Genomic DNA, 25,208 nt, shown 5'->3' with positions numbered 1-25,208 from the left:
TCCCCCAGGCCTCCAGCCAAGCGCCTGCCCTACTTCGCCGGCGAGGGCTCCCATGGCAGGACGAAGCTCGTGGCGAACAGCGCGCCCGAAACTCCGGCGAAGACCCCCGAGAGCGCGAACCGGGTATTGGCACTGCTGCGGAGCCTCATCGCCTCCTCGTGGGTCCAGGCGGAGACACCCGGTGCCCGCTCCTCCTGAAGCCGCGAGGCCTGGACCAACCCCAGGACCAGGAAGGTGACGGCCGTCACGGCGGCAGCCCCAGCTCCTATCCGGGTGATGGTCACGGGCAGTGGCGTGGGCTGGGAGAACGCGGCCAGGTCAGAAGCCGGGTAGGCCGGGGGAGACAGGTTCGGCGCCCGGGGCGCATCCGACGAACGGAGCGCCTCCGCGATGGAGGTGTCCTCGCTCTCCGAAAGGGTCTTCGCGAGATCCTGGCTGGCACGCTGAAAGGCCGAATCCACCTCCATGGGCCGCAGGGCGGACGCGGTATAGCTGCGCTTGAAGAGGACCCGGCCCTCCTGCGTTTCCATCACGGTGATGCGCATGGGCAGGTCGTCGAAGACCTTGCTCGAGTCGATGGTCACCACCGCCGCCACCCCGAGCTCGCGCCCGAGCCTCGCGAAGCACTCGGGCTTTCCCTGACAGGACTCCGGCGTGCGCCGCTCACCGAGCCGGGAGAGCGCGTCGACGGGCTCCACCGCCACCGACAACCTCGCTTCCCACAGGGCTCTCGAGAGCCGATCCGCCAGGGCGACGGACTCGATGGGCGTGAGACCCTCGCTGCGGGACACCATCACCACCAGCCCCTTCGCATCGCTCCTTTCGGCGGGAACGGGGTTCTGCGCGACGAGCAACGCCAACACCAGGGAGAACATGGAGGCGCATGCTGGCACACGCCAGGCCCTGGGGCGAGGACGTCATTTCCCCAGGTACTGGCGTTCCCAAATGTCAAGGTTGAGATTCACTTGCTTGCGCTCGTCGGCGGTCGACGCGCGCTCCGCCCGGACACGCGCCTTGCGCAGCAGGCGGCGCGCGCTCTCCTTCTCGTCCGAGGACAGCGCGCTTGCGCGCAGCTTCCGCTCCAGGCGCTCAATGCGCGCGAGCAGGAGCGGCTTGCGGTCGGTGTTCACCTTGGACGGCTCGCTCGCGCGAGGCCCCCCAGCCTGGACAACAGCCGAAGCCGGAACGGGGTTGGCGGCCAGCTCGGGGGTGGGCGGAGGCGTAGGCGCGGGCGCGGTGACGGGCTCGGCCACGGGAGGCTTCGCCGGGGTCTCGGCCACGGGAACAGCGATGGGGGCGGCCACTGGTGGCGGAGCGGGCTTGCGCAGCCAGAACACCGCCACGCCCGAGGCGAGCAAGAGCAACCCGGCGGCCACGCCCATGGCCACGAGGGCGTGAGACCGCGGCAGCGTACCAGGCGGGCCAATGCTCACCGCGGGCGACGCTTCCTGCACAGGGGCTGGCGGCACCTCCGCGACGAGCATCGCGAGGCTCCGCATCTCCCGCGAGGGGCGAGGCCCTTCTGGGAGAGGGAGAGAATCCGCGACCTCCTGGAGCCCGGCACGCACCTCATCCGCGGAGGGGCGTGCCTCCGGCGCCTTCTCCAGCAGCTTCAGCACGAGCTGCGCGAGCGCGGGGGGAAGATCCGGCCGCAGCTCGAGCGGCGAGGGCGGCGCGTGCTCCAAGTGGTGGACCAGGTACTCCGCCGGGACCCGAGCCGAGAAGGGAAGCTGACCCGTCAGCAGTTGGAAGAGGATGATTCCGAACGCGTAGAGGTCCGTCCGGGCACTCACCGGATCTCCCCGCACCTGCTCGGGCGCCATGTACTCCGGCGTCCCGATGATGAGCCCGTTGAGCGTCTGCTGCGGGAGTGCCTGGCCGCTCGTCATCTGCTTGGCCAGCCCGAAGTCCAGCACCTTCACGTAGGAGCCGCCGCCGGGCTGCCGCACCAGGAAGATGTTGCTGGGCTTGAGATCTCGGTGAATGACGCCCGCCCGATGCGCGGCGGAGAGTGCGTCCAGCAGCTCATCGGCGAGTCGGAGGGCCTCCTGCACGGTGAGGGCCCCCTTGCGGCTGAGCCACGTGTCGAGCGGGGTACCCTCCAGGTACTCCATGACGAAGTACTGTCGACCATCCGGCATCTGGTCGAAGCTGAAGATGTCGATGATGCCCCGGTGGCGGATGGCGTTGACCGCGCGGGCCTCCGCCAGCAGCCGCTCCACGTACAGGGACTGATCGCCCACCTCCGGCCGCAGGACCTTGATGGCCACCTGCTTGCCAATCAGCGGCTGCTCGCCCCGGTAGACGATGCCCATGCCGCCGATGCCGATCTGCTCCTGGATGACGTACTCGCCCAGCTGCACCCCGATGAGCGGGTCCGTGGGAGGCGTGCCCCGAGCCGCTCCGGCTGCCTGGAGGGCCGCGATATTGTTGAGAGACGGACGTGTGGGCGCCTGGCTCTCCACCACGACCCCGGGCGGAGCGCCCACGGGGCCCGGCTGGGGCCTCAACTGCGGGCGCTTGGAGGCGTCGTCACCCCCGAGCACCGTGCCGTCGTGAGGGCACTTCTCGGTGCCCTGGGGAACGAGCAGTCCACAGGTGGGACACTCTGGAGAAGGGGGCGAGGCCATCGAAACAGGCCGGGACCTTACCAGAGAACCCACTCCGTGGCGGCGGAGACATGGGCCCTCCTGCCTGCCTGGCGACCTGCCTCCCTCAGCACCTGGGGCGTGACGGCGGGCAGCCTGCATCCACGCCCGCGTCCCGACTGCCTCCAGCATCGGATTGCCCGGATACATCGCAAAAGCCCCCGTCCCCGCAGACGTAAGGCTCTCCTCCGGGGCCTCGCAGCCCCGAGCACTCCTCATTCGTCGAGCAGGAGAAGGACTTGTCGGGAAGCTCGACGCAGTGCAGGGACGACAGCGCCCCCACGGTGAAGAGCAGCAAGGGCCTCCAGCGCCAGCGCACCATGAATTCGTTCCCCACGGGGACGAACCAGCGGGCCAGGCGCTCCTTGGAGACGTTCTCGAGCTGCTCGGCGGCGTAGATGCCGCGGCGAGCGGCGGAGATGGCGCCCTCGTCCACATCGGTGCCGAACACCTTCAGCTCTGGCCCGGGGTAGCCCGGCCCCAGGGCCTCCGCGGCGGCGATGGCGATGGAGTAGGCCTCCTCGCCTGTGGCGCAACCAGCGCTCCAGATGCGCACCTCCTGGTCGGGCCGCCGCCGCCGCACCAGCTCGCGTAGCACCCTCTCGAGCGCCTGCCATACCTCGATGTCGCGGAAGAAGGTGGTGAGCTTGATGAGCATGGAGGAGACGAGCGTGTTGACCTCGGTGGGGTCCCGCTCCAACAGCGCCAGGTACGCCGCGCGCGTGCGGCAGCGCGTGGCGGCCATGCGCCGCTCGATGCGCCGCTGCAGCGTGGCCCGCTTGTAGTTGCGGAAGTCGAAGTTCCGCACCTGCCGTACCTTCTCCAGGATGGCCTCGAGTTCGTGGTCGCGGGGGGCCTTGGTCGCCATATGCTCGGGCTGTAACCCAGCCGTCGCGACGCGGCAAGGTCGGCGGATCCATTAGGGGAGCCATCTGCCCTGCGGGGAGACACTGCCCCTCGCCCACTCCCCCAGCACGGGGAGCATCATCCGGGCCTGCAACCGCTTGCACTCCATCGAGGAGCGGTGCGCGCGCTGGCTGCTGATGACCCAGGATCGCGTGGGCGCCAGCGAGTTCCCCTTCACCCAACAATTCCTCTCACAGCTGCTGGGGGTGCGCCGCGCGGGCGTCTCAAGCCTCGACGCAAGGCGCGCACCTGAGCGCTCCGTCACGGATGTGTGACGGCATTTCCATCCTCCCGCATTTCAATCCTCCCATTGACGTAATCAGAGCAAGCCCACCGCCGGCTGGATCTGGTGTATGAGCCGCCTGCCGTTGCGGTAATCCCCCCCATACCGAGGAGTTCCCGGATGCGTCGTCTTGGCCAAGCCCTTCTCGCCGTAAGTCTGTTCGCCGGTTGCGGTGGTAGCGGAATCGAGCAGTCCTCTCCTTCCCTCGAGCAGCAGCAGGCACCGCTCACCACCACGAACGTGGACGTGGCACCGGAGTGCCAGGGCATCCTCCGCTTCGTGAACACGGCGTCGTTCCAGACGCTGGACAAGTACCTGCCGAGCGACGTCGCCACCAACCTCGTCACCCGGCGCACGACGTCGCAGTTCGTGTCCCTGGCGGATGTCTCCTCGGTCCGGCTGGTCGGTGAGACCCGGCTCAAGCAGATTGAGGGCGGCGCCCGGACCGAGGGCTTCATCGGCTCCACCTGCGTCGGCATCATGGACGGGCTCGCGGTTTCCACCGATGACGCCGCCGCGATCGTGTCGCTGGTGAACACCATCAGCGACTCCGAGCTGCATGACGTGCTGCCGAACGCGTGGAATGGCGCCACGAACCTCCTCAACCTGCGCCCGTTCACGTCGGCCCAGGCCATCGCCGATGTCGCGGGGATCAGCGACGTGAGCCTGCGCAACATCCGCAACGCGGCCACGCTGAGCCGGCCCCTCGAGGCGCTCATCAACGCGGTGAACACGGCGCAGGGCGGCGGAACCTACGGCGCGAGCATGGCCCGCCACTTCGACTGGTGGGAGGTCGTGACGACGTCCGGCCGGTACAACTACGGTGGGCTGGAGTGCTTCGGGCTCGAGCCGAGCAGCGTCCCGAATGATGCGACCGTCCGGCCGTACCTGGCCGACGCCGCCGAGGTGCGTGACGCGGTCGAGTACGCGGTGTCCGTCGCCAACCGGAACAATCAGCTCCCCAGCAGCGTGGTCTCCGCCGGCCTGGCGAACCTCGACGCGCTGACCGCGGGCCGCTCGTTCAAGGGTTGCACCTTCGGCTACGCGGACGACCCCTGGAGCGGGCACACCGTCCACATCTTCGTCGACACCGTGAACGGCTTCAGCGTGATGACCGACACCTACTGGGCGGAGTAAGCCCATCCCGCTCCGGGGCGAGGTGACCTCCCTCCCCCGGAGTCCGGTGGTCCGGAGTGAAGCACTGTCACTCCGGACAAAGCCTCACGGGTCGAGGGACTGGGGCAAGCGCGGCTTCGCGGACACCGGCAGGTAGCACTTGCCCTGGTACTCGGCCTGTTCCTTGTGGCACGGCGGACGGCGCTCGAGCGCGACCCAGCATCCACCGTTGATCACGACCTCGTCTCGCTCGGTGTCGCACGGGGGTCTGGCCTGGCCCTGGAGTGGCTTGTCTGGAAGACGATAGGCGATTCCCGCCGGGCCCCGCGTCCCCCCGGCGGTCAGGAACGAGGACTGGAGCCCCGCCTCCGCTGGGCTCGCAACGCCAGGAGCCGAAGGCGCCGGTGCTGAGGAATCCATCGGGCGGCTCGTGGAACCCCACCAGAAGCCCCCACCCAGCACGAGCAAGGCGACAGCCGCGGCGGCCAGTCCCCACAGGACAGACAACCTCCTGGGCCGATCCATTCGTTCGCGAGTCAGGTGGCCGCGCACCCGAGCGCTGTGCCCCACCGCATCGAGGCCCGCGAGCAACAGCAGCAGCATGTCGGTCAGCTCCGACAACCTGCCCGAGACAGGAGCCCGCTCCACCTCCAGTGCAACGAAGGGAGGCGTGGCCTGAACGTAGACACGCACCTGCCAGTCCCTCTTGAGCCGCCCCAAGGACCGCGATCCTGGCGTCAACACCAGCACCGGATCGCCCGTCCGAACATTGTGGGCCTCGTGAATGGGTCCCAGCTCCACCGCCGCGTGCTTGCATCTTCTGCCGAGTTGGAAGGGGCCGAACCGCCTGCTCTTCCTGCTCGTCGTGTCACTCATGCGCTGCCTCCTGCCGGGTTCGCCGCGACCTATACCACGGCACGCGTCATCTCACAGCAGGCAACTTGAGAGGTCAGGTCCGCGAGGCCGAGCACTCGAGCCGCGGGGTGTTCTTGCCGTGCCTGTGTCAGGCAGCGGCGCAAGCCCCCCTACTGCGAGCGGTCGACAAACACATCGGAGAGGGAAGTCGCGTTCAGGGCCCGATCGAACCAGAGGTCGAGGGCTGCCATATCCGTGCAAGTGAGGATGCGCAGTCGGGCCTCCTCGTCAACGTGTACGCCCCGCGCGGTGAGAATTCGCAGGATGTCCTCGGTACGTCCTCGGATCAGCCCCTCCTGCCGGCCCCGAGCCAGACCCTGTTGAAGTCCCTGCTCAATAAGTTGCTCGCCATAGCTGCGCATCAGCTCCTCCGCTCGTTGCCCATCCAGCACCAAGTGTAACACCCGCCTGGCCGCTTCACGGACGGTCTCGTCCCCTATCCACAACAGATAACGGATGACGACGACCAGATGCTCGGTGCCCTCGGGGCCCGCCTGCACCTGAGTCGAAGCGCGGTACCCAACAGCGCCCCAAGCATGCCGTGGGCCAGCGGGGTGTCCTAGCGCCCTAGCGCGGCTCCACCGCTGTGACGTGTCAGGCTGCCGGAACAGGCGCGTCCTGTGCGGTGGGAAGTCCTTTCAGCGCCCGCGGACATCGGTCCGGGGGTGTCCTGGAATCGAGGATTCCCCTTCCAGGTAGCCTTCATAGGCCGGGGTTCAAATCCCCTACGAAAGCTCCGGGAGCCAGCGCCCTCGAGGCGCACCGCGCGGAACGACCCTGAGGGTGAAAAACCCCCGTCGCGCCGCCGGGGCTCCCGGAGCTGACGTCTTTCGCTGAACGAGGTGGAGAACGGTGGACACGTTCCAATTCTTCTTGCTGCTGGGGATGGCACTCGCGTTGGGCGTGGTGGCCTACAGGCTGCTCGTGCACAAGGTGGTGGTCCCCGAGGGCTTCACTACTCTGCTCTACCGCCAAGGCCGCTTCGTGCGAGTACTGGCACCTGGAGCGCACTGGGTGTTGCGCCCGGGCTACGGGACGCAGCAGGTGGACATGCGCCAGCGCTATCTCACCGTGCCCGGCCAGGAGGTACTCAGCCAGGAGCAGGTGGGCCTCAAGGTGAGCCTCGCCGTGCGCTTCGCAGTAGCCGAGCCCGAGCCGGCCCTGCACCGCGTGCAGAACTACACGGAGGCGCTCTACCTGGCCGTGCAGCTCGTCCTGCGCGAAGAGGTGGGACGCCACCCACTGGAGGAGCTGGTGTCAGGGCGGATCAGCCTGGGCCAGCGGATGCGCGAGCGCGTGGCCGACGCGGTGCGCGCCTTTGGGCTTTCGGTGGAGGAGGTGGAGGTGAAGGACGTGATGCTGCCGCCGGAGCTGCGCCGGGCTTTCGCCGAGTCGCTCAAGGCGAAGAAAGAGGCGCAGGCCGCGCTGGAGAAGGCACGCGGCGAGTCGGCGGCCCTGCGCAACCTGGCCAATGCGTCGAGGCTGGTGGAGCAGCACCCCTCACTGCTCGACCTGCGCATGCTGCAGACGCTCAGCGGCGCGAGCACCACGCCCGGCAACACCTTCGTCCTGGGCGTGGGTGCGGAGCTGTCACCCCGCCTGCGCAAGCGCCCGGCCGCAGGTGGAGAGCCCATTCCTCCCTCCGAGGAGGACAAGCCAGAAACCACCTGAGCACCTCGAGCTCACGCACTCGGGCGTTGCTCAAGCGCGACCACGCCACGAATCGCGCCCGCTGCGTCAAGCACGAGCAGGCGGGCCGACACGGCGTGGCCATGCTGCTCCGGATTCAGCACGAGTCGCAGCGAGGGCATATCGGCGTCCCGCGGCTCGAGTGCGAACAGCTGTCTGCCGTCGCGCTCCTCGAGCAACGTGAGCGTCGCCTCGAACGTGAACGTGCCGATCCTCGTGCAGATCGTCGTGTCGCCGAAGGAATCGAGGCTGCAGCTGTTCGGATCCAGCGTCACCTGCGCCGCGCCCATGTCGGTGACAATCGAGATACGACGGGCAGAGTACCCGTTCGAGAGCTGAAGTGCTGTGACCTGGTACGGAGTCTCAAGATCCAGACGGGAATGGTTCATGGTGGAGTCCTTTCTGTATAGACAGACAGAAGGACCCAGCCGGAAATGTGATGCCCCCTACTGTGAGCGGTCGACAAACACATCGGAGAGGGAAGTCGCGTTCAGGGCCCGATCGAACCAGAGGTCGAGGGCTGCCATATCCGTGCAAGTGAGAATGCGCTGTTGGGCCTCCTCATCGACGTGTACGCCCCGCGCAGTGAGAATTCGCAGCACTCCCTCGGCACGTCCTCGGATCAGACCCTGTTGCAGCCCCTCTTCCCGGCCCCGCGCCAGGCCCTGTTGAAGTCCCTGCTCAATAAGTTGCTCGCCATAGCTGCGCATCAGCTCCTCCGCTCGTTGCCCATCCAGCACCGAGTGTAACACCCGCCTGGCCGCTTCACGGACGGTCTCGTCCCCTATCCACAACAGATAACGGATGACGATGACCAGATGCTCGATGCCCTCGGGGCCTGCCTGCACCTGAGCGAAGAGCCCCACCCAGTCCGGCAACTTCCGAGCCAGTTCTCCGGTGCGCCCATAACGCAGGATCAGCCAGGCCAGCCGCGCCAGAGGCGGGCCAGCGCGTGCACTCAGCGCCTCCTCCCGCCCGGCCGTCAAGTCATCGAGCAGGTACTCGAAGCGCGGTACCAACGCTCGCCAGCGCTCCCGCGGCTCCTCCCCTTCCGGCAAGTCGAAGAGCTCCTCCACCTGGCGCGGCGCCGTCCAGGAGCCGTCCGGCCCGTGATACATCACCAGCGGGATGATGAGCGGGAGCCGCTCGCCCTCCGGGTGCTCCTGACGCCAGCGCTCCACCTGACGCACCACGTAGCGCAGCATGCGCAGCGCCATCCACCGATCCACGGAGGACTGATGTTCCAGCAGCACATACAGCAGCAGCGGGTGGCCCGTGCGCAGCTGAGCCGTGAAGAGCAGGTCGCTCTCCGTCTCCCGCAGCTCTGGGTCCACCACGCTGCCGGGCTCTCGCCGCAGAGACGACCAATCCACCTCGGAGACGACATGCGCGGGCAGCACGGCGCGCAGCTCAGCGGCGGCCCGCTCGGGATAGCCGAAGGTGTAGCGGGCGAAGAGGTCATGCGGTCCAGACATGGCAACAGCGCCCCAAGCATGCCGCGGGCCAGGGGCGCATCGCCTGTCCTCCTCGTGCCCAGCGGAGTGCCTCCTCCGCTCACGCCACGGAGGGCGCGCCGGACTGGACACGAACCTGGCCGCTCGTGGCGCCCACCGGGGCCGCCATCACCACGAGATCCAGGAAGCTGTCGTTACTCAGACCATTGCCCGAGTTGTCGTTCATCACCAGGCTGGGATTGAAGATGATGGTCCAGGAGTAGCTGTCGCCCGTGGTGTCCTTGACGCTCGACAAGGACAGCGTGGAGTTGCCGGCATCAACCGAGATCGTCTGGACGTGGTGGTCCGTCCTCTTGCCGTAGTTGAGCTCGAAGCCCTTGATGAAGACCCAGGCGTTGTCCATGGGCACGGGCTGCTTGTCGATCGTCACCTTGACCTCGCTGTCGCCGGGCTTCCAGGTCTGCTGCTTGAATTGGCAGCCGTCGTCCTTCGTCCGGCCCATTCCCATGATGTAGAGCGTCCCACCGCCATTGTGGCCGCTGTCATCCGTGATGCTCACGGTGGCGGTGACCTCGAGCGTCGACGACGGAAGGTTGTTGTTCAGCGGGAAGTCCACCGCGGCCTTGAGGCTCTTCACCTCGTGGTCGTCACTTCCAAAGCTGGCGTCGAAGCCCGCCAGGACGGCATACCGCTCCATCACGTTCTGCTCGAAGTTGAGGGTGGTCTTCTGCCCGTTCTTTGCCTGCGAATTCGTGAAGATCAGCGACATGGTGATGGCTCCAGAAAGATTCGTTCGTCGAAGGGTTCGTGTTCTTGGACTCGACTGGACCGCGCCTCAGCCAAACTGAACCGGGAAGGCGGCCGTGAACGCGACACTCGCCTTGTTATTGGACGTGTCGATCATGCCCCCGGTCACCAGGCCCGAGCCCGTGGACCCGTTCTGCGAGATGCCCTTCACGTAGCCCTGCACGAACCGCACGTGGTGATCCTCGCCCTTGCCGAAGCTGGCGAAGAAAGAGCTCATCGCGGCCCCATAGGACTGGATACGGCCCTCGCTGGAAGAAAACGAGACCTTGGTCGTAACATCCTCGAAGCCGTTGCCGGTGGTGGTGGTGATCCTGACGTCGTTGCTCATGTGCGGGACTCCCTTGTGAGTTGTTCCCGCGCAAAGAAGTAGCCGCACTCGCTCGTCGCGACGGTATCCGCCCGCGCCAATTCGATTGACCGGGCGCGCCACCCCGAATGCCTTACGGCAAGGCTTGCCGGTACTCCCCAGGTGTCGAGCCCGTCCAACGCTTGAAGGCGCGGTGGAACGCGCTCACCTCGGAGAAGCCGAGGAGGAAGGCAACCTCGGCGATGGACTCCTTCGAATCACTCAGGTGGCGCAACGCCAGCTCGCGGCGGACCTCGTCGAGGAGCTGTTGCAGCGACGTGCCCTCCTGCTTGAGGCGGCGCTGCAGGGTTCGCTTGCTCAGGCGCAGGCGCTCGGACAGGGCCTCCAGCGAGGGCTCTCCGCGACGCAGCTCCTCCAGCAGCACACCGCGCACGCGCACCAGGAACGTCTCCTCGGGCGGAAGCTCCTGGAGCAGCCGGCGCAGATGGCGCTCCATGAACTCCGCCATCGAGGGATCCGCACCACGTTGAGGCAGCGCAAGGACGCGGCGCGACAGGACCAGCTCGGAGTGAGGCTGGCTAAACGCGAGCGCGTCACCAAAGGCACGGCTGTGCGCCGAGAGCTCCGCCGGAGCCGCATGCTGGAACGACACGGAGAGCGGCCAGACCGTCGCCCCGGTCAACTTGCGAGTGAAGCGCAGCACAGCGAAGAGCACGCATTCGACCGGGTGCCGCACCATGTCGGGCGGGATGTTCTCCTCGGTGAGGAAGCGGACCCGCACGAGGTCTCCCTCCTCGAGGAGCGCGAGCGTGGCGCGCTGATTCACGAGCCGGAAGAACGTGACCAGCCGGCGCAGCCCCTCTCCCAAGGTGGCGCTGCTGTGCATGGCATAGCCGAGCGCCCCATAGCTGCCTGCCTGGATGTGCTCCGCCGCCGCAATTCCGAAGGCGGGATCCGCGCACCGCTCGGCCGCGACGTGCCACAGACGGAGCGCGGACCAGGCCGGAACCCGCCCCTCGGGCGCCAGGAGCGCATGAGGCTCCAGCTCCGCCTCGGCCAAGAGCATGCCGGGAGACAGGCCGCGCGCGACCGCGGCGGCCAGGACGAGCCGAACGTTCTCGACTGCGGCAGTACCCATCGCGGGGCCGAGAGACTAGCGCACCCCTGAAACCAGGGGAGAGCCGTCCGCAGGCTTCACGTCGCGGAGTCGCGGCACCTACCAGGTCGCAGAATGTAGGCGCAACTCGGGCAACGGGGTGACCCACGCGGGTGGATCTTCCAGCGTCCTCGGGCCCCGCACCCGAGCCGGAGATGTCAGACCCGACCGGTAGTGTTGCTTCATGTCCAACACCGGCAAGGAAGGGGCTTCCGTGACTGACTCCCGCGAGAATCCGTGCGTCTCGGTCAACAAGCTGGGCCAGTACCTCACCGCGCGTCCTGCGCTGCGCAAGCGCATCATCCACGCCCAGAAGCACCCGTGTGATCCCAAGTACCTGCGCTACCCGGAGGCCGCCCAGGCCATTGTCGAGTACCTCTGCAACGGCCGAGACGAGGCCATCCTGCGCTACCACCAGCACCGGCTGCTCAACGCCATCCCCGAGTCGGACTTTGATGCTCACCGGCTGGCGCTGTGCGCCGAGGCCCTCCACCACTTCCTCCGGGCCTCGAACGAGCTGGCGCTGACCCACGCGGTGGCGAGCCCCATGGACGAGGAGCTGCCGCCGCTGGCGTTGTCGGGGGTGGCCATCAACGTGCGGCCGGAGCTCCTCCTGCGCAGCGTGGATCGCCACGGGGTGATGCGCTCGGGGCTGCTCAAGCTCTACTTCTCCAAGCACACGCCGCTGGACGAGGCCTCTGGGCAGTACATCGCCACGGTGCTCCAGCTGTTCGCCGAGCAGCACCTGAAGCAGCAGGGCGAGGTAGACCACCGGCTGGTGCGCGTCTTCGACGTGTTCGCCGGCAAGGTGTTCGTGGCGCCCAAGGCCCAGCAGCGACGGCTGGGAGATGTGCACCTGGCGTGTGAGGAGATCGCCGCGCGCTGGGACATGAACTGAGCGTCGGGGGGGTGCGCTGCCCTTGGGCGACCCCTTTACTCAGGCGCCTCTTCCTCCCCCGCTTCCGGCTCCGGGGGCGGCGGGCGGTTGAAGGGGAGAGAGATTCCCTCCGCATCGAGCACGTTCACGTAGTGCCGGAGCCGTCCGTCCAAGAGATCGAAAAGCTCTTGCGCCGTATCGCGCAGGTCCTCGTCAGGGTGCTCCCGGAGTCTGTTCCTCAAGTCATTCGCGAGCCCGCGCAGGATGCTGAGCGAATCGCCCTGGATGACAGAGCCGGGAAACCTCCTCCCAGGCATGCGAACGATGGCGACGTTGCTCGCTTCTGAGAACACCTCGAGTTCCTTCTTCTGCATCTCTCACTTCCGGCAAGGGCGATGAGCTACCAGGGGCACACCCCATTAGAGTGTGCCCCTGGTCAGCGCAGCAAGCGCGGTCGCTACTTGATGCTCTGGTTGAGCTGCGCGCACTCCGCGGCGGTCACGTTCTCACCGCAGACCGCAATCTGGTCCTGAGGCCTCGCGTCCGACTGGCTACTCACCAGCGCATTGCCGAGCACATGGTTGAGCGCGTTGAGGTTGTAGCCGTTGTCCTGCTCCATCTGCCACCCGAACACCCCGGCCAGGCCGTTGGCCTTCGCGTAGGAGGCCTTCAGCGCCACGGTGCGCGGCGTCTCGAGGGTGATGAACGAGCCGATCGGGTTGACCAGGTAGTCCGCGTTGGACGCCTTGTCCGTGTAGAGGCGGTAGCCGTTCTTGGGCTTCAGGTCCTTGTCGAGGAAGTTCTGGTAGAGATCATAGCCCTCCACCACACCGGCCTCCCACGAGCCCACGCCAGCAATACCCAGGACGAGCCCGACGCCGGTGGCGCTCAGGTTGCCGAAGGTGGAGCTCCCCTTCAGGCCGTTCGTGTACTCGGTGATGTCACTGAGGTTGATGGCCTTGGCGCGGTGGTAGTTGGCAATGCCAATCATGATCTTGTTCGCCGGCGCGCCCTCCGCCCTCAGCGTCCGGACCGCCGCGTCCACGGAGAAGGGCGCGGTGTTCCCCTGCGCATCCTTGAAGTTGGGGTTGGTGAGGAGCGGCGAGTGGTGGGTGAACGGGCGCTCCCAGGCACCGGAGAAGTCATACGTCATCAAGTACAGGCGGTTGAGGTACTTGCTCGCCTCGGCCCAGTTGATGAGCTGCAGCTTGCTCGGGACCGCCGAGATGGCGCTGGAGAGGCGGTACTGCTTCCCGGTCCTCTTGCTCAGCCAGTCCAGACCGGCGCGCAGGTCCTTCAGCAGCTGCAGGTAGTTCTGCGGGTCGTCCGGGCGGGACATGCCAGGCACCGCACCATCCGTGCCCGGGTACTCCCAGTCGATGTCGACGCCATCGAAGTCGAACTGCTCCAGGAAGCGGACCACCGAGTCCACGAACGCCTTGCGCCGCGTCGGGTCGTGCGCCATCCACGGGAAGCCCTCGCTCAGGGTCCACCCGCCGACCGACAGGTCCAGCTTCAGGTGCGGGTTCTCCTGACGCAGCTTGTAGAGGACGCCGAACACGCCCGCCACGTCCTTCGGGTCCAGGTCATACATGGGCTCGGTGCCAGTCACCTTGCCCCCGGTCTGGCCTGGCAGGACGCGCACGAAGGCCGCCTCGAAGTCCGCGACAGCCATCGCTCCGTCCGGCAGGTGGCTCTGCTTGCACGTCCGATTGACCGCCGCAGGCGCTGTGGTGGGGAAGCCTGGGTCCTGCGTGTCCTTCGCGGCCGGGTAGCAGATGCCCGCGAACCCGTAGACGAGCCGGTGCACGTTCTTCACCGGCAGCTTGTTGAAGTCGAAGCGGCGGCCATAGATGGCCCAGTCCCCGAGGTACTCGACAATCTCCTGCCCAGAGCTCAGCTGGTACACGTTGTGTTGGAGTGGCAGCGTCCCGGGAGGAAGCTTGGAGACGCGCCCGCCCGTGTCCGCGTCGAAGCCGGGGTGATTGCCTCCCGGGTCCTTCGAGGGATCAATACCGCCCCGAATGCCGCCACTCCCAGTGCCGGAGACCGGGTGGGCCGCACTGATGGGCCCTGAAGGCGAAGTGCTGCCCGCGCGCTCGTTGCCCGTCGCCACCGACGGCTGGCCATAGTCGATGGTGTTGGGAATGGACACCGGGCACAGGTTGGCGTCCGGAACGCCAACGTGCTCCCACATGTTGTAGACAGTGTCGTCAGGCCTGATTCCGTGCACGTCGGCCAGCGCGCGGTAGGCCTTGCTGTTGTATCCGACGACCTTCCCCTTCGAATAAATCTTGGTGGCCACCCACGCAGGTGCACAGAACGGCGTCGTGGGACCGCCACCTCCGCCCGTGTCGTTCGGCGCCACCTTCCACAGCGTGGGAGCACTGGACGGCTCCCAGCCTGGCGCAGAGGTGTGGGCGAAGATGCACTGGTACTTCACGCCATTGTAGGAGACGACGTCGCCCACCGCGTACTGCGTGTTGGCGGCCCAGGGCGCGGCCGTGCCGGTGCCAGCATCCGTCCCGCCATCCACACCTCCGTCGGAGCCGCCTCCACCGCCGTCGCAGCTCCCTCCTGGCTGCCAGAGTGAAGGCGTCGCCTGCGGGTTCCAATGGGTCCCGGGCAGTGCGGTGTGGGCCACCCGAGCGGTGTAGGTCGCTCCCAGGTAGGTCACCACCTGGCCAACCGTGTAGCTCGCCCCTTCGGCCCACTCGGTGCAGGCTGCGGCCAGCGAGCTCTTGCTCTCCGCCAGCAGGGGGGCGTCACGCTCACCGCAGGCAGCTCCGAAAAAGAGGACGGCCGCCACCGTGGCGGACAGCCCGTACGCACGACGTCGCATAACGCCTCCGAAATGCACGAGGAGCAGGGGACGGGAGGATTTCTCCACGTCCCCTGGATGTCTGGTCGAGCGGGCCTCACAGGCCAGGCCGCCAGGTTCATGCAGGCGTTATGGAGACCGGTGGCACATTTTTCGGGTCATCGTGCCATCGATCAACACAGCTCCAGAGGTTCCGAGTCAGTGCGTGTGGTGCCCCCCACCGCCATGGCCCATGTCACCCGGCAGCACGACCTCCATCGCCTCCATCATCCCGAAGTCTCCATGGTCCAGGATGTGGCAGTGGACCATGAACACCCCGATGTAGCGCTCGTAACGGGTGCACAGGTGCATGGTCTCACCGAGCTCCACGAAGATCGTATCCTTCCAGACGCGCTTCTTCTTCTCCCCGTCCATTCCTTTGAGCTTGATCGTGCACTGGAAGGGATTGACGTGGATATGGAAGGGATGGCCCTCCGGGGCGAAACGCGGGTCGTTGGGATGCGCTGGGGACGAGACCTCCCAGTGATCCACCCCGCCCAGCAAGAGCTTGCGTGGCGGAGCATTGGGATCGAACGTCTTGCCATTGATCAGGCCCACAGGAGGCACCGAGTCGATTCGGAGCTCGAACGCCGCCTTCTGATGCCCGGTGATTTCGCTGTCCTGGATGTCCGCGAGAGGGGCCAGGGGAGCCAGTTCCTTCTCCTTGGGCAACGCCATTGCGACGGCAGTGCCCTTCACCACGATGCGAGCCAGATCCCTGCTCACGGACTTCGTGTCCTGGGTCGCATCCACAAGCCAGTAGGTGCCCTCCGGCAGGGCCTTGCCCGCCTTGTCGGTCGCGCGCACCAGCACGTCCGCGCGGTACGCGGGGTGCATCTCGACCTCCGCCAACGCATCGAGGCTGCCCGTCGTGATCCCATCCAGCGCAATCAGATACTGAGGCAGGGTCTCCTCAACGCCCGTCTTGGGGTCGCGCCGCACCAGCTTGAGCTCGAGCTTCGCGCGGAAGCCCGCGTGGATGAACCGCCAACGCTGGACCTCTCCCGGCTTCATCTGAATGGTCGGCTGGACCTCGCCATTGAGGGTGAAGTACCGCTTCATCCTCTCCCAGATGCCGGGGACGAAGACGGGAACGCCTTCAAACAGGTCACCTGGCTCCACCTGGCCGAGCTTCGTCTGAGCGTTGATGACGTAAGGAATCTGCTGGATGACGAAGATCTTCTCCTGGGCAGCCTTGATGGCGGGAACCTTGTCGATGTCACCGCGGATGATCAAGGCACCGGCCATGCCGCTGGAGACCTGGATGGCAGTCGAGCCGTGGATGTGGGAGTGATACCAGTAGGTCCCCGCGGGATGATCCTTTGGGATTTTGATCTCGTAATGAAACTGCTGGCCGGGGACCAAACCGATCATCACGTTGTCCGAGTTGCCGACAGGTGAGACGTGCAACCCGTGAACGTGGAGGTTGGTGGTGTTGAAGCTGGGTGGCATGCCGTGGGGGTCCGTTCCCGGCGGCCGAGGCTCCACGGGGAGTTGGTTGTCCAGGAGGATGTTCAGCGTGTCACCCGGGCGGGCCTCAATGACGGGTCCCACCAGCTTCCCGTTGTAGGAGCGCAGCTTGACCGAGTCGAAATTCTGAGCCTTCCCATCTACCAGGACGCTGGGAATCTTGTTGATGGCGTACTTGACCTCCAACTTCACGTCCACCTCGCCCGGAACCGGGTGAGGATGTGCATGTTGATGCGGATGTTGATGCGGATGTTGGTGTGGATGTTTCGGGTGCTTGTCGTGCCCCGCATGCGGGGAGGCATTTGGAGACTGCGCACCCGTGCCGCTCTTCATCAATCCCATGGTTCTCTCCCTCGTGGCCCTGCCCTCGGAGGCCGAGCCTTTCTCCGCGCTCAGCCGTCCGTGGGAGAGAGAGAGACCTGGAGCGAAATGTGACGGTCGATCCTGAGGGCCTGGCGCAGCAGCCCTAGAGCCCCTGGTGACTGGAGTCACCAGTGAGAACTGCAGTCACCAGTCTCCCGGGTGTCGCCCGTCACGCGAATGAGGGGTGAACACCCCTCCCCTAGAGCCGTTTTCGAGGAAAAACAGCCCTTTTTGGGCACTCGGGGAGCCGAGGAGCCGTTGGCACGCTCCCTGCTCAAGTCATGGGCATCTCCACTGCCTCAATGGACCCCGACCATGACCTCGCCCATCTCCTCTCGTGACCTCGCCGTTCGCCTCCCCACCCAGGACATCTCCACCACCCGCGTGGGCGGCGTGCAGACAGCCAAGCAGCCCGTGGCCCCGACCGAGACCGGCGCCAAGCGCGCTGGCTCGCTGGACCTGCAGAAGGACAGCTTCAGTGCGGGTCCGGCGAACGGCGCGCAGTGGACCCAGTTCCTGCAAGGGCTGCAGGGCCTCGACCCGAGCAAGCAGCAGGAGCAGATCATCCAGGCCCATCAGCAGTTGGTGCAGGCCCAGGTGCAGCAGCAGCAGCAGCAGCTCCAGCAGATGATTCAGCAGCAGCAGCAGATGATCCAGGGCGCCGCCGGGGCCACCCCGCCGGCCGGCGGCATTCAGCCGACCGGTGGAGCCAGCGCCGCTCCCGCTGCTCCCGCTGCTCCGGCCGCTCCGCAGGCGCCCGTGGAGTCTCCCCCCTCCACCTCCAAGAGCTCCGCCTCCGTCAGCGCTTCGGGTGATGCCAAGCTGGGTTCCGGTTTTCCCCCGGCCCTGAACCAGTACAAGAACGCCATCGAGTCGGCCGCCGCCAAGGCCGGAGTGCCGGCGTCCATGTTGGCTGCGCAGATCTGGCAGGAGTCGCGCGGCAACCTCGCCGCCGTCACCATCAATGGAGGCAATGGCCTGACCGACACCGGCCTGATGCAGGTGAACCCCAACACCTACCAGGAGCTCCAGGCCAAGCACCCCGAGCTCCAGGGCAAGAACCTCGCGGACCCCGAGACCAACATCCTCGCGGGCGCCTTCTACATGAAGGACATGAAGGCGCAGTTCGGCAATTGGGACCTCGCGCTGCGCGCCTACAACTCGGGCCCCAACGGTGTCGATCGCAGCAACCCGGATGCCATCCCCGCTGGCACGGGTGACGCCACCTACGTCCAGAAGGTGAAGAAGTTCTGGGACACCATCTCCACCGGGAACGGCACCCTGCCCGCGTAGGCCCTCCAGGGCGCTGGGAAAGCGTCTCCAGGGGTTCGGGTCGAAAGCGCCATTAAACCCGAAAAAATAAGGGAGCTACTCCATAGGCGGCGTAGCTCCCTTATCGGGTTCAGGCAGACCCACCGTTCACCCGCCGTCCCGGGTGGCGCCCCAACACTCAGCGACAGAGGAGAGGCTGGACATGCGTCAGGGATTTAGTGCCATCTCGAAGAAGTTCTTGTTCGCAGCGCTGCTGTTCTCTTCCACGACGATGGTACTTGTTCCGCAGGCGGCGGAGGCGGCGTGTCGAGGCGCCTGGACCGAGGGAACGGCTTACAGCGCGGGCGATGTCGTCACCTACGGCGGTGCGAGCTATACGGCCCTCGTCGCTCATACCCCTTGCGCGGGCTGCGGCTGGAATCCCGTCGCGGCGCCCTCGCTGTGGTCGACGGGCGGTCACTGCGATGGCAGCGGCGGTGGCGGTGGCGCCAGCCCAGGAGTGGGTGGGGTCCTCAGCCCTGCCATGTTCTACAACATGTTCCCCAACCGGAACCTGTTCTACTCGTTCGAGTCTTTTTTCGCCGCGGCCTCGACCTTCCCCACGTTCGCCACCACGGGCGACGTCGACACCCGCAAGCGTGAGGTGGCAGCCTTCCTCGCCAACGTCGCGCACGAGACCGGCCACCTCGTTTACATCGAGGAGCTCAACCAGAGCGTCATGTGCGACCCCAGCTGGGGCCCCCCGGGCTGCGGCTGTGCGACGGGTAAGAAGTACTACGGACGGGGTCCCCTCCAGCTCTCGTGGAACGGCAACTACTGCGCCGCTGGCAACGCGCTCGGGTTGGATCTCATGAACGACCCGGACCTGCTCTCGCGGGATGCGGTCGCCGCCTGGCGCAGCGCCCTCTGGTTCTGGATGACGCAGACGGGCGCGGGCTCCAGGACGGGGCACGACGCCATCGTCAGCGGGGCCGGTTTTGGTGAGACCATTCGCACCATCAACGGGGCCCTGGAGTGCAACGGCCGCAACCCCGCCCAGGTGCAGAGCCGCGTGAACAACTACCTGAAGTTCACGAGCATGCTCGGCGTGAGCCCCGGCGCCAACACCGGCTGCTGAGCCGAAAAAAAAAGGCCCCAGGTTCCAGAGAACCTGGGGCCCTGCACAGGCAACGGATTTAGAGGAGGCCACTGAAACCACACTGCCGTGAGTGCAAGTGATTGACGGTACTTTGCAAGGTTTGTACGGTGACGGACAACCCCTTGGACATAGGAGTCAAACATGAAGCGCTCCCTGCTCGTCCTCGCAACGCTTGCCTTTTCCGTTATCGTGGGCTGTGGAGGAACGGAGCTCGAACAAGGTGAGGAGTCCCTGGCGCAAAGCGAGAGTGCCCTCTGCGCTCCGAGCGACTCGTGCTCGTATCTCCATGGGCAGGATTGCACGCAACCAGGCATCCAGCGAACCTGCTGTGTGAGTGATTCTTCCCAGGGGAAATGCACGTGCATCGCCTCCACGAGGAAGTGGGCGTGCCTCTAAGGGGCTGAGCGGCCCCGTACGAGCCTCTGGAAAGGAGCGCGCGCCGCGGACAGACTGCTCCGCGATGGAGACACCTACCCTGGAGAAGCTTCTGCGCGAGGCCGCCCGCGATGCGGCACTCTCCCCTTCCTCCCACAACGCTCAGCCCTGTGAGTTGGCGCTCCTCACGAGCGACGAAGCCCACCGTGCCCTCGCCGAAGCCGGTGCTCCGCTCGGCGAGGGCGTGTACGCAGCGGTGGCCCTGGACCCCGCTCGATGCCTGTGCGCGCTGCCGGCCCACCGCACCGAGATGCTGGTGAGCGGTGGCATCTACGTGGAAGCCCTCTCCATCGCCCTGGCGGCACGCGGCGTCCGGGCCGACCTCCGCTGGCGGCTCGGCGGTGTGCCTCCCGAGCTGGTGCGCCTGCTGGCCCCCTGGGAGCCGCTCGCGGTGCTGCACCTGACGCCCGCGCCAGCGGACACCGAGGCGAAGGCACTGCTGCCGCTGCTGGCGGCGCGCAGGACGAATCGCTCCCCCTACCGGTCCGAACCGCTCGACTCCACGGTCGTGGAGTCAGTCCGCGCGGCCAGGTCCCGGGCCTTTCCGGAGTCGAGCGAGGTATGTGGGCTCGTGACCCTCACGGAGCCGGACGTCCTGGCGCGGGCGGGCGACCTGGTGAGGCGGTACGGCGCCCTCGAGTTCACCCACGCAGCGGCGTGGCACGAGACATACGCCCACATGCGCTTCGGTCCCGAGGTCATCCGCCAGGCCGAGACCGGTCTGCCCATCACTCACCTCCTGGCGAAGCCGCTTCCCGGGTGGCAGCAGGCCCTGCTGCGGGCAGTGCTGTCGCCCCCGTCCATGCGGGTGCTCCGGCCGCTCGGGCTGGCGCGGTCCATGGCGCAGCAGTCCGGCACGCTCCTCGAGCGCTCGGGGATGCTGTTGTACCTCCACTTCCATGAGGAGAACCCCTCCGAGGCCATCCAGGTGGCGGCCGGTGGGCGGTTGCTGGCCCTGTGGCTCGCACTCGCGGCCCGCGGCGGGGGCTTGCATCCGGTGAGCGTCATGGTCCAGCACCCGGAGCCCCGCCAGCGGCTCATCACGGAGCTGGGACTGCCACCGGGCAGGGGCTTCTTCTTCGCTCGCGTCGGCGTGCCGACCGCGGAGCTGCCTCCCGCCCCCAGACGGCGCAATGCCGCGGAGCGCGTGCGCACGGTCTAAAGGCGGGCCCCGCCCAAAGCGAGACAACTGACAAAGCTCCCTTGCGTCTCCTTCAATACGGGGCGGCTTCTTTCCTTTCTTGCCACGACGCGCCAATCCCTAGCGGCGCGCGGCCTTGCTGAGCCCGGCAGCCGCCCTTCGCTGCCTCCTTGCACCCCCGCCGGCCCGCCTTCCGGATTTCAGCCGGGTCTTCCGGTGATGTATATTTACGGATTTATACGGCCTTGCGGTTGTTCTCATGACTCCATGTCCTGACGAGAACGAACTACTGGAGTGGGAGCAGGGGCGCCTGTCCGCGAACGCCGTGGCCCGGCTCGAGGCCCACCTGGATGGATGCGCGGCCTGCTGCGCGGTGGTGGCAGGACTCAAAGGAGAGGAGGCGCTGCCCGCGGAGAGCCGAGAGCCGCCGGCGCCGCTCGGGCTGGGCAGTACGCCGGGGCCCGGGGCACGCGTGGGGCGCTACGTGCTGCTGCGCCGCGTAGGCGAGGGAGGCATGGGGATCGTCTTCGCCGCGTATGATCCAAACCTGGACCGGGAGGTGGCGCTCAAGCTGCTCAAGCCCGGGGCAGTGGCGGACGCGGAGGCGCGTGGGCGGCTGATGCGCGAGGCCCAAGCGCTGGCCCGGCTGTCCCACCCGAACGTCGTCATCGTGCATGACGTGGGCCAGGATGACGACACCGTCTTCCTCGCCATGGAGCTGGTGCGGGGGCGAACGCTGCGCCACTGGCTGACGGAGGCGCCGCGGCCGTGGCGTGAGGTGCTCTCGCGCTTTCTTCAGGCAGGCCAGGGGCTGGCCGCAGCGCACGCGGTGGGGCTGGTGCACCGCGACTTCAAGCCGGACAACGTGCTGCTGGGGGACGACGGCCAGGTGCGCGTCACCGACTTCGGCCTCGCGCGCGCTGGGCCCTCGCCCCTGGCCCCCCCGGAGCTGTCGACCGGGGAGGATCCTGCCCAAGAGGCCCGCCCCCCGCCGCGGGGAGGCGACACCCGCACCGGCGTCCGGCTGGGCACGCCCGCCTACATGTCCCCGGAGCAGTGGCAGGGCCTGCGAGCGGACGCGCGCAGCGACCAGTTCAGCTTCTGCGTCGCGCTGTACGAGGCCCTCTTCGGCCAGCGCCCCTTCGCAGGTGGCACGGCGGAAGAGCGCAGCCAGGCCCTGCGCGAGGGACGGGTGACGCCGCCGCCCCGGAGCTCGCGCGTGCCCAGCGCCGTGCGTGATGCGGTGCTGCGGGGCCTGGCCACCGAGCCGGCCTCGCGCCACCCTTCCCTAGACGCGCTCCTCTCCCGGCTCGAGGCAGGCTCGCACGCGCGGCGCTGGCGCTGGACGGCGGCAGCACTGGCCACGGGAGTGGCGGTCAGCGCCGCCGCGGGCTTCGGCCTGGCATGGGGTGACGCCGCGCAGGTGTGCACCGGCTTCGAGGCACGGTTGGAGGGCACCTGGGACGCGGCGCGCCGGGCGCAGCTGGAGCAGCGCTTCCGTCAGGGCGCGCTGCCGGTCTCGGGGGACGCCTTCGAGTCCACCGCGCGGGCGCTGGACGCCTATGCCCAAGCGCTGGTGGCGCAGGAGCGGCAGTCCTGCGAGGACACGCGGGTGCGGCAAGCACAGTCCGAGCGGCTGATGGACCTGCGCGCCGCGTGCCTGGATGGCCGGCGCCAGGCGCTGCACGCCTTGGTGGAGCTGCTGGAGGGAGGCGAGCGGGAGACGCTCACGCGGGCGTCCGAAGCCGCGCGGCAGCTCCCCTCCCTGGCCGCGTGCGCGGATAGGGACGCGCTCGCCCGCGTGGACCCGCTGCCGGAAGCCCCAGAGGCCCGGCGGGAGCTGGCAGCGCTGCGCCGGGAGCTGGACGGGCTGCGCGTGCAGGGCTCGGCCGGATTCCATGCGCGCGTGCTGCCCCGGCTGGAAGAGGTGGTGGCGGCACTGCGGGGGTTGGGACACCGCCCCACGCTGGCGTGGGCTCTGCTCCTGTTAGGCGAGCTGCGGGGCACCGCCGGGAGCTTCGCCGAGGCGCGCGAGGTGCTGGAGGAGGCGGTGCGCGTAGCGGAGGCCGGGCACGACGACGAGACGGCCGCGCGCGCATGGAACCGCCTCCTTTATACGGAAGTCCAGGGCATGGGCATGGTGAAGGAAGCCCAGCGCACCGCGCGCATGGCGGAGGCGGCCCTGGAACGACTGGGGCCCGAGGCCTCCCTGGAGGTGGCCGCGGAGCTGCGCCGCGTCCGCAGCAGCCTCAGCTACCGGCAAGGCGAGTACGCGCGTGCACTCACGGACGCCAGCGAGGCCCTGTCTCTCCTAGAGCGGGCGCGCGGGCCCCAGGACGTGGCACTCGCGGATGTGCTGACCGGGATGGGCATGGCGCTCAACGCGCTGGGGCGCTACGCGGAGGCGGAGCGACACCATGCGCGCGCGCTGGCGCTGGTAGAGGCGGTGTACGGCCTTGAGCACCCGCTGTGCGCGGCACACCTCAACAACGTCGCCACCGCGCTGCGGCTCCAGGGAAAGGTGGCCGAGGCGGTGAAACGCTACGGCGAGGCGCTCGCGCTGGCCGAGCGCCACCTCGGGGCGGAGCACTCCAGCACCAGCATGATCCGGGTGAATCTGGGCGACGCGCTCTTGAGACAGGGCCAACTGACGGAGGCGCTACCCCATTACGAGCGAGCCCTGGCCAGCCTGCGCAAGGGAGGGGACGGCGAGCAGCTGCGGGTGGCCAACGTGCTGCTGAGCCTGGGCAATGTACGGGTGGACCTGGGACAGCTTCCGCAGGCGGAGGCGGCCTACCGCGAGGCGCTCGCGCTCCAGGAGGCGGAGCTCGGCCCCCGGCACCCGGACGTGGCCCTGTCGCGCAACAACCTGGGCTGGGTGGCAATGGACGCGGGCCGCCTGTACGACGCGCGCGCCCACTTCGAGGCGGCGCGTGCGCTGTGGGAGGCCACGCTCGGCCCCAAACACCCGAAGGTGGCCAGCGCCCTGTACAACCTGGGACATGTGGAGCTGCGCCTGCGCAGGGTGCGCCCGGCGCTCGTCCACCTGCGGCGGGCATTGGAGGTGCGCGAGCAGTCGCTCGGGGTGGAGCACCCCCGGGTGGCGCAAACGCTCGCACTGCTGGGCGAGGCGCTGGTGGAGGGCGGCCAGCTGCGCGAGGCCCGCGAGCCGCTGGAGCGAGCAGTGGCGCTCTCCAAGCGGGTAGAGCTGGCCCCCCCTGAGCTGGCCCGGGCGTACTTCGCGCTCGCCCGCGTCCTCTGGCAGTCGCACGAGGAGCGGCCTCGGGCGCTCGCCCTGGCACGGGAGGCCCAGGAGGCCTACGCACGGAGCGCCCCCGCCTACACGCCCCGTGCGCGCGAGGTGCAGTCCTGGTTGTCCACCCACGGCCCCTCCTGAGCCGGGGCGCAATGGCTCATTCCCGCCCGCGTGGCAGGCTTGTCGGTGGAGGTGATGCGTGACGTCCGAGCAGACCGAGTCCTTCCTGTCGCGGGCGCCGCACGCGCTCGTCCCTGCGCTGCGGGCGCTTCCCGGCCTGGCTGAAGCACTCGCGAGGCTGGTGCGGGAGGCGCGCGAGGCATGGCCGGAGGTGGGCATGGACGAGGGGGCCTTCCTGGCGCACGTGGCGGAACGGCTGCCCTCCACAGGCGAGGCCCGCGAGGTGCTTGAGAGCCTGCGCGCGGAGGATTTCTTCCTCGCCTTCGCCTGCGTGCGGGGGGAAGCGCGGGCGCTTGAGGCGCTCGACGCACACGTGCTGTCCCAGGTGGGGATGTGGCTGCCGCGCGAGCAGCCCGCCCTCGTAGACGAGCTGCGTCAACTGTTGCGTCAGCGGCTGCTGGTCCCGGCGGAGGGAGCACCGCCGAAGCTGGCCTCCTACTCCGGGCGCGGTCCACTGGGGCAGTGGGTGCGGGCGGTGGCGCTGCGGCTCCATATTGACCGGCAGCGCGCCGCGCCGCGCGAGCTGCCCATCGAGGAGGCCCCGGTGGCGCTGGCGGAGCGGCTGGGCGCGGACCCCGAGCTGGCCTTCATCCGCGAGCGGCACCAGGAGGACTTCCGCGTGGCCTTCCGCGCCGCGCTGGGCCGGCTGGAGGCCCGAGAGCGGAACCTGCTGCGGCTGCACCACGTGCACGGCCTGTCCATGGACGCGGTGAGCGCCACCTACCAGGCGCCCCGCTCCACCGTCGCGCGCTGGATTGCCCGCGCCCGCGAGCGGCTGCTGGCGCTCACCCGCGAGGAGCTGACGGTGCGGCTGGGGCTGACGCCCAACGAGCTGGACAGCCTGCTGCGCCTGGTGCGCAGCCAGCTCGACGTCAGCCTGCGCCAGCTCATGGCGGACTGATTTTTTCGGCTCTGCGTGGGACGCGCGCCACCTT

Annotated in this window: 23 protein-coding genes; 9 read left to right on the top strand and 14 right to left on the bottom strand. The window is 67.9% G+C overall.

Features of this window, described 5'->3' with window-relative positions; genetic code table 11:
* Window positions 1–29 precede the first annotated feature (29 nt).
* The 3 genes from F0U60_RS15750 to F0U60_RS15740 all read right to left on the bottom strand — a co-directional run bounded on the left by F0U60_RS15750 (window position 30) and on the right by F0U60_RS15740 (window position 3,516).
* Complete coding sequence (locus F0U60_RS15750) at window positions 30–875, bottom strand: hypothetical protein (protein ID WP_395820186.1); 846 nt, start codon at window positions 873–875, stop codon at window positions 30–32.
* Between the two features lie 42 nt (window positions 876–917).
* Window positions 918–2,630 (bottom strand): serine/threonine-protein kinase, encoded by a 1,713-nt coding sequence (locus F0U60_RS15745; RefSeq protein ID WP_395820183.1) that lies wholly within the window; start codon window positions 2,628–2,630, stop codon window positions 918–920.
* 85 nt (window positions 2,631–2,715) lie between these two features.
* Window positions 2,716–3,516 carry a CheR family methyltransferase gene (locus F0U60_RS15740; RefSeq protein ID WP_395820180.1) on the bottom strand — a complete coding sequence of 267 codons (801 nt, stop codon included), beginning with the start codon at window positions 3,514–3,516 and terminating at the stop codon, window positions 2,716–2,718.
* Between the two features lie 136 nt (window positions 3,517–3,652).
* Here F0U60_RS15740 and F0U60_RS15735 point away from each other — a divergent pair, with 136 nt between their 5' ends.
* Entirely contained in the window at window positions 3,653–3,829 is a 177-nt protein-coding gene (locus F0U60_RS15735) for a helix-turn-helix domain-containing protein (protein WP_395820177.1), read from the top strand.
* A gap of 128 nt (window positions 3,830–3,957) precedes the next feature.
* Window positions 3,958–4,974 (top strand): hypothetical protein, encoded by a 1,017-nt coding sequence (locus F0U60_RS15730; RefSeq protein WP_395820175.1) that lies wholly within the window; start codon window positions 3,958–3,960, stop codon window positions 4,972–4,974.
* An 84-nt stretch (window positions 4,975–5,058) separates the two neighbouring features.
* Here F0U60_RS15730 and F0U60_RS15725 read toward each other — a convergent pair whose 3' ends face one another.
* Entirely contained in the window at window positions 5,059–5,829 is a 771-nt protein-coding gene (locus F0U60_RS15725; RefSeq protein WP_395820172.1) for a hypothetical protein, read from the bottom strand.
* 149 nt (window positions 5,830–5,978) lie between these two features.
* Window positions 5,979–6,230, bottom strand: coding sequence for a hypothetical protein (locus F0U60_RS15720; RefSeq protein WP_395820169.1), 252 nt, complete (start codon window positions 6,228–6,230; stop codon window positions 5,979–5,981).
* 490 nt (window positions 6,231–6,720) lie between these two features.
* Here F0U60_RS15720 and F0U60_RS15715 point away from each other — a divergent pair, with 490 nt between their 5' ends.
* Window positions 6,721–7,539 carry a slipin family protein gene (locus tag F0U60_RS15715; protein ID WP_395820166.1) on the top strand — a complete coding sequence of 273 codons (819 nt, stop codon included), beginning with the start codon at window positions 6,721–6,723 and terminating at the stop codon, window positions 7,537–7,539.
* An 11-nt stretch (window positions 7,540–7,550) separates the two neighbouring features.
* Here F0U60_RS15715 and F0U60_RS15710 read toward each other — a convergent pair whose 3' ends face one another.
* The 5 genes from F0U60_RS15710 to F0U60_RS15690 form a co-directional block, all read right to left on the bottom strand.
* Window positions 7,551–7,946 carry a hypothetical protein gene (locus F0U60_RS15710; RefSeq protein WP_395820163.1) on the bottom strand — a complete coding sequence of 132 codons (396 nt, stop codon included), beginning with the start codon at window positions 7,944–7,946 and terminating at the stop codon, window positions 7,551–7,553.
* Window positions 7,947–8,003: 57 nt separating this feature from the next.
* The gene (locus F0U60_RS15705; RefSeq protein ID WP_395820160.1) at window positions 8,004–9,032 is read right to left on the bottom strand and encodes an Rpn family recombination-promoting nuclease/putative transposase; all 1,029 of its coding nucleotides are present in this window, start codon (window positions 9,030–9,032) and stop codon (window positions 8,004–8,006) included.
* Window positions 9,033–9,111: 79 nt separating this feature from the next.
* A complete protein-coding gene (locus F0U60_RS15700; RefSeq protein ID WP_395820157.1) occupies window positions 9,112–9,780 on the bottom strand; it encodes a hypothetical protein in 669 nt (222 codons plus the stop codon).
* Between the two features lie 66 nt (window positions 9,781–9,846).
* Window positions 9,847–10,146, bottom strand: coding sequence for a hypothetical protein (locus F0U60_RS15695; RefSeq protein WP_395820154.1), 300 nt, complete (start codon window positions 10,144–10,146; stop codon window positions 9,847–9,849).
* 112 nt (window positions 10,147–10,258) lie between these two features.
* Window positions 10,259–11,263: an AraC family transcriptional regulator gene (locus F0U60_RS15690; protein ID WP_395820151.1), complete on the bottom strand. Its 1,005-nt coding sequence runs from the start codon at window positions 11,261–11,263 to the stop codon at window positions 10,259–10,261.
* A gap of 232 nt (window positions 11,264–11,495) precedes the next feature.
* Between F0U60_RS15690 and F0U60_RS15685 the strand changes: the two genes are divergently transcribed.
* Complete coding sequence (locus F0U60_RS15685; RefSeq protein WP_395820148.1) at window positions 11,496–12,179, top strand: hypothetical protein; 684 nt, start codon at window positions 11,496–11,498, stop codon at window positions 12,177–12,179.
* Between the two features lie 35 nt (window positions 12,180–12,214).
* On the opposite strand, the gene F0U60_RS15680 is transcribed toward F0U60_RS15685, so the two are convergent.
* The 4 genes from F0U60_RS15680 to F0U60_RS15665 form a co-directional block, all read right to left on the bottom strand.
* The gene (locus F0U60_RS15680) at window positions 12,215–12,532 is read right to left on the bottom strand and encodes a DUF6959 family protein (RefSeq protein WP_395820145.1); all 318 of its coding nucleotides are present in this window, start codon (window positions 12,530–12,532) and stop codon (window positions 12,215–12,217) included.
* Between the two features lie 83 nt (window positions 12,533–12,615).
* Window positions 12,616–15,000, bottom strand: coding sequence for a glycosyl hydrolase family 18 protein (locus tag F0U60_RS15675; protein ID WP_395820142.1), 2,385 nt, complete (start codon window positions 14,998–15,000; stop codon window positions 12,616–12,618).
* A gap of 177 nt (window positions 15,001–15,177) precedes the next feature.
* Window positions 15,178–16,680 carry a multicopper oxidase family protein gene (locus tag F0U60_RS15670; protein WP_395820139.1) on the bottom strand — a complete coding sequence of 501 codons (1,503 nt, stop codon included), beginning with the start codon at window positions 16,678–16,680 and terminating at the stop codon, window positions 15,178–15,180.
* On the bottom strand, window positions 16,677–16,805 hold the full coding sequence (locus F0U60_RS15665; protein ID WP_395820135.1) for a hypothetical protein: 129 nt from the start codon (window positions 16,803–16,805) through the stop codon (window positions 16,677–16,679). Before F0U60_RS15665 ends, F0U60_RS15670 begins: the two co-directional genes overlap by 4 nt.
* Window positions 16,806–17,166: 361 nt before the next feature.
* Here F0U60_RS15665 and F0U60_RS15660 point away from each other — a divergent pair, with 361 nt between their 5' ends.
* The 5 genes from F0U60_RS15660 to F0U60_RS15640 all read left to right on the top strand — a co-directional run bounded on the left by F0U60_RS15660 (window position 17,167) and on the right by F0U60_RS15640 (window position 25,174).
* Entirely contained in the window at window positions 17,167–18,144 is a 978-nt protein-coding gene (locus tag F0U60_RS15660; RefSeq protein WP_395820132.1) for a lytic transglycosylase domain-containing protein, read from the top strand.
* Window positions 18,145–18,325: 181 nt separating this feature from the next.
* Window positions 18,326–19,240 (top strand): glycoside hydrolase family 19 protein, encoded by a 915-nt coding sequence (locus F0U60_RS15655; protein ID WP_395820129.1) that lies wholly within the window; start codon window positions 18,326–18,328, stop codon window positions 19,238–19,240.
* Between the two features lie 481 nt (window positions 19,241–19,721).
* A complete protein-coding gene (locus tag F0U60_RS15650) occupies window positions 19,722–20,858 on the top strand; it encodes a hypothetical protein (protein WP_395820126.1) in 1,137 nt (378 codons plus the stop codon).
* Between the two features lie 238 nt (window positions 20,859–21,096).
* On the top strand, window positions 21,097–24,234 hold the full coding sequence (locus F0U60_RS15645; protein WP_395820123.1) for a tetratricopeptide repeat protein: 3,138 nt from the start codon (window positions 21,097–21,099) through the stop codon (window positions 24,232–24,234).
* A gap of 58 nt (window positions 24,235–24,292) precedes the next feature.
* Window positions 24,293–25,174 carry a sigma factor-like helix-turn-helix DNA-binding protein gene (locus F0U60_RS15640; protein ID WP_395820121.1) on the top strand — a complete coding sequence of 294 codons (882 nt, stop codon included), beginning with the start codon at window positions 24,293–24,295 and terminating at the stop codon, window positions 25,172–25,174.
* The last annotated feature ends 34 nt before the right edge of the window (window positions 25,175–25,208 follow it).

Origin of the sequence: Archangium minus (assembly GCF_044360475.1) — a bacterium.
Classification (GTDB): Bacteria; Myxococcota; Myxococcia; order Myxococcales; family Myxococcaceae; genus Archangium; species Archangium minus.
This window is presented reverse-complemented; position numbering and strand designations above follow the sequence as displayed.

What these genes read in the sequence shown, in the direction of transcription:
- F0U60_RS15730 (WP_395820175.1), top strand. Translation starts at nt 3,958, where the DNA reads ATGCGTCGTCTTGGCCAAGCCCTTCTCGCCGTAAGTCTGTTCGCCGGT.
- F0U60_RS15725 (WP_395820172.1), bottom strand. Translation starts at nt 5,829, where the DNA reads ATGAGTGACACGACGAGCAGGAAGAGCAGGCGGTTCGGCCCCTTCCAA.
- F0U60_RS15720 (WP_395820169.1), bottom strand. Translation starts at nt 6,230, where the DNA reads ATGCGCAGCTATGGCGAGCAACTTATTGAGCAGGGACTTCAACAGGGT.
- F0U60_RS15740 (WP_395820180.1), bottom strand. Translation starts at nt 3,516, where the DNA reads ATGGCGACCAAGGCCCCCCGCGACCACGAACTCGAGGCCATCCTGGAG.
- F0U60_RS15690 (WP_395820151.1), bottom strand. Translation starts at nt 11,263, where the DNA reads ATGGGTACTGCCGCAGTCGAGAACGTTCGGCTCGTCCTGGCCGCCGCG.
- F0U60_RS15650 (WP_395820126.1), top strand. Translation starts at nt 19,722, where the DNA reads ATGGAGACACCTACCCTGGAGAAGCTTCTGCGCGAGGCCGCCCGCGAT.
- F0U60_RS15710 (WP_395820163.1), bottom strand. Translation starts at nt 7,946, where the DNA reads ATGAACCATTCCCGTCTGGATCTTGAGACTCCGTACCAGGTCACAGCA.
- F0U60_RS15655 (WP_395820129.1), top strand. Translation starts at nt 18,326, where the DNA reads ATGCGTCAGGGATTTAGTGCCATCTCGAAGAAGTTCTTGTTCGCAGCG.
- F0U60_RS15675 (WP_395820142.1), bottom strand. Translation starts at nt 15,000, where the DNA reads ATGCGACGTCGTGCGTACGGGCTGTCCGCCACGGTGGCGGCCGTCCTC.
- F0U60_RS15705 (WP_395820160.1), bottom strand. Translation starts at nt 9,032, where the DNA reads ATGTCTGGACCGCATGACCTCTTCGCCCGCTACACCTTCGGCTATCCC.
- F0U60_RS15700 (WP_395820157.1), bottom strand. Translation starts at nt 9,780, where the DNA reads ATGTCGCTGATCTTCACGAATTCGCAGGCAAAGAACGGGCAGAAGACC.
- F0U60_RS15695 (WP_395820154.1), bottom strand. Translation starts at nt 10,146, where the DNA reads ATGAGCAACGACGTCAGGATCACCACCACCACCGGCAACGGCTTCGAG.
- F0U60_RS15680 (WP_395820145.1), bottom strand. Translation starts at nt 12,532, where the DNA reads ATGCAGAAGAAGGAACTCGAGGTGTTCTCAGAAGCGAGCAACGTCGCC.
- F0U60_RS15750 (WP_395820186.1), bottom strand. Translation starts at nt 875, where the DNA reads ATGTTCTCCCTGGTGTTGGCGTTGCTCGTCGCGCAGAACCCCGTTCCC.
- F0U60_RS15660 (WP_395820132.1), top strand. Translation starts at nt 17,167, where the DNA reads ATGACCTCGCCCATCTCCTCTCGTGACCTCGCCGTTCGCCTCCCCACC.
- F0U60_RS15745 (WP_395820183.1), bottom strand. Translation starts at nt 2,630, where the DNA reads ATGGCCTCGCCCCCTTCTCCAGAGTGTCCCACCTGTGGACTGCTCGTT.
- F0U60_RS15645 (WP_395820123.1), top strand. Translation starts at nt 21,097, where the DNA reads ATGACTCCATGTCCTGACGAGAACGAACTACTGGAGTGGGAGCAGGGG.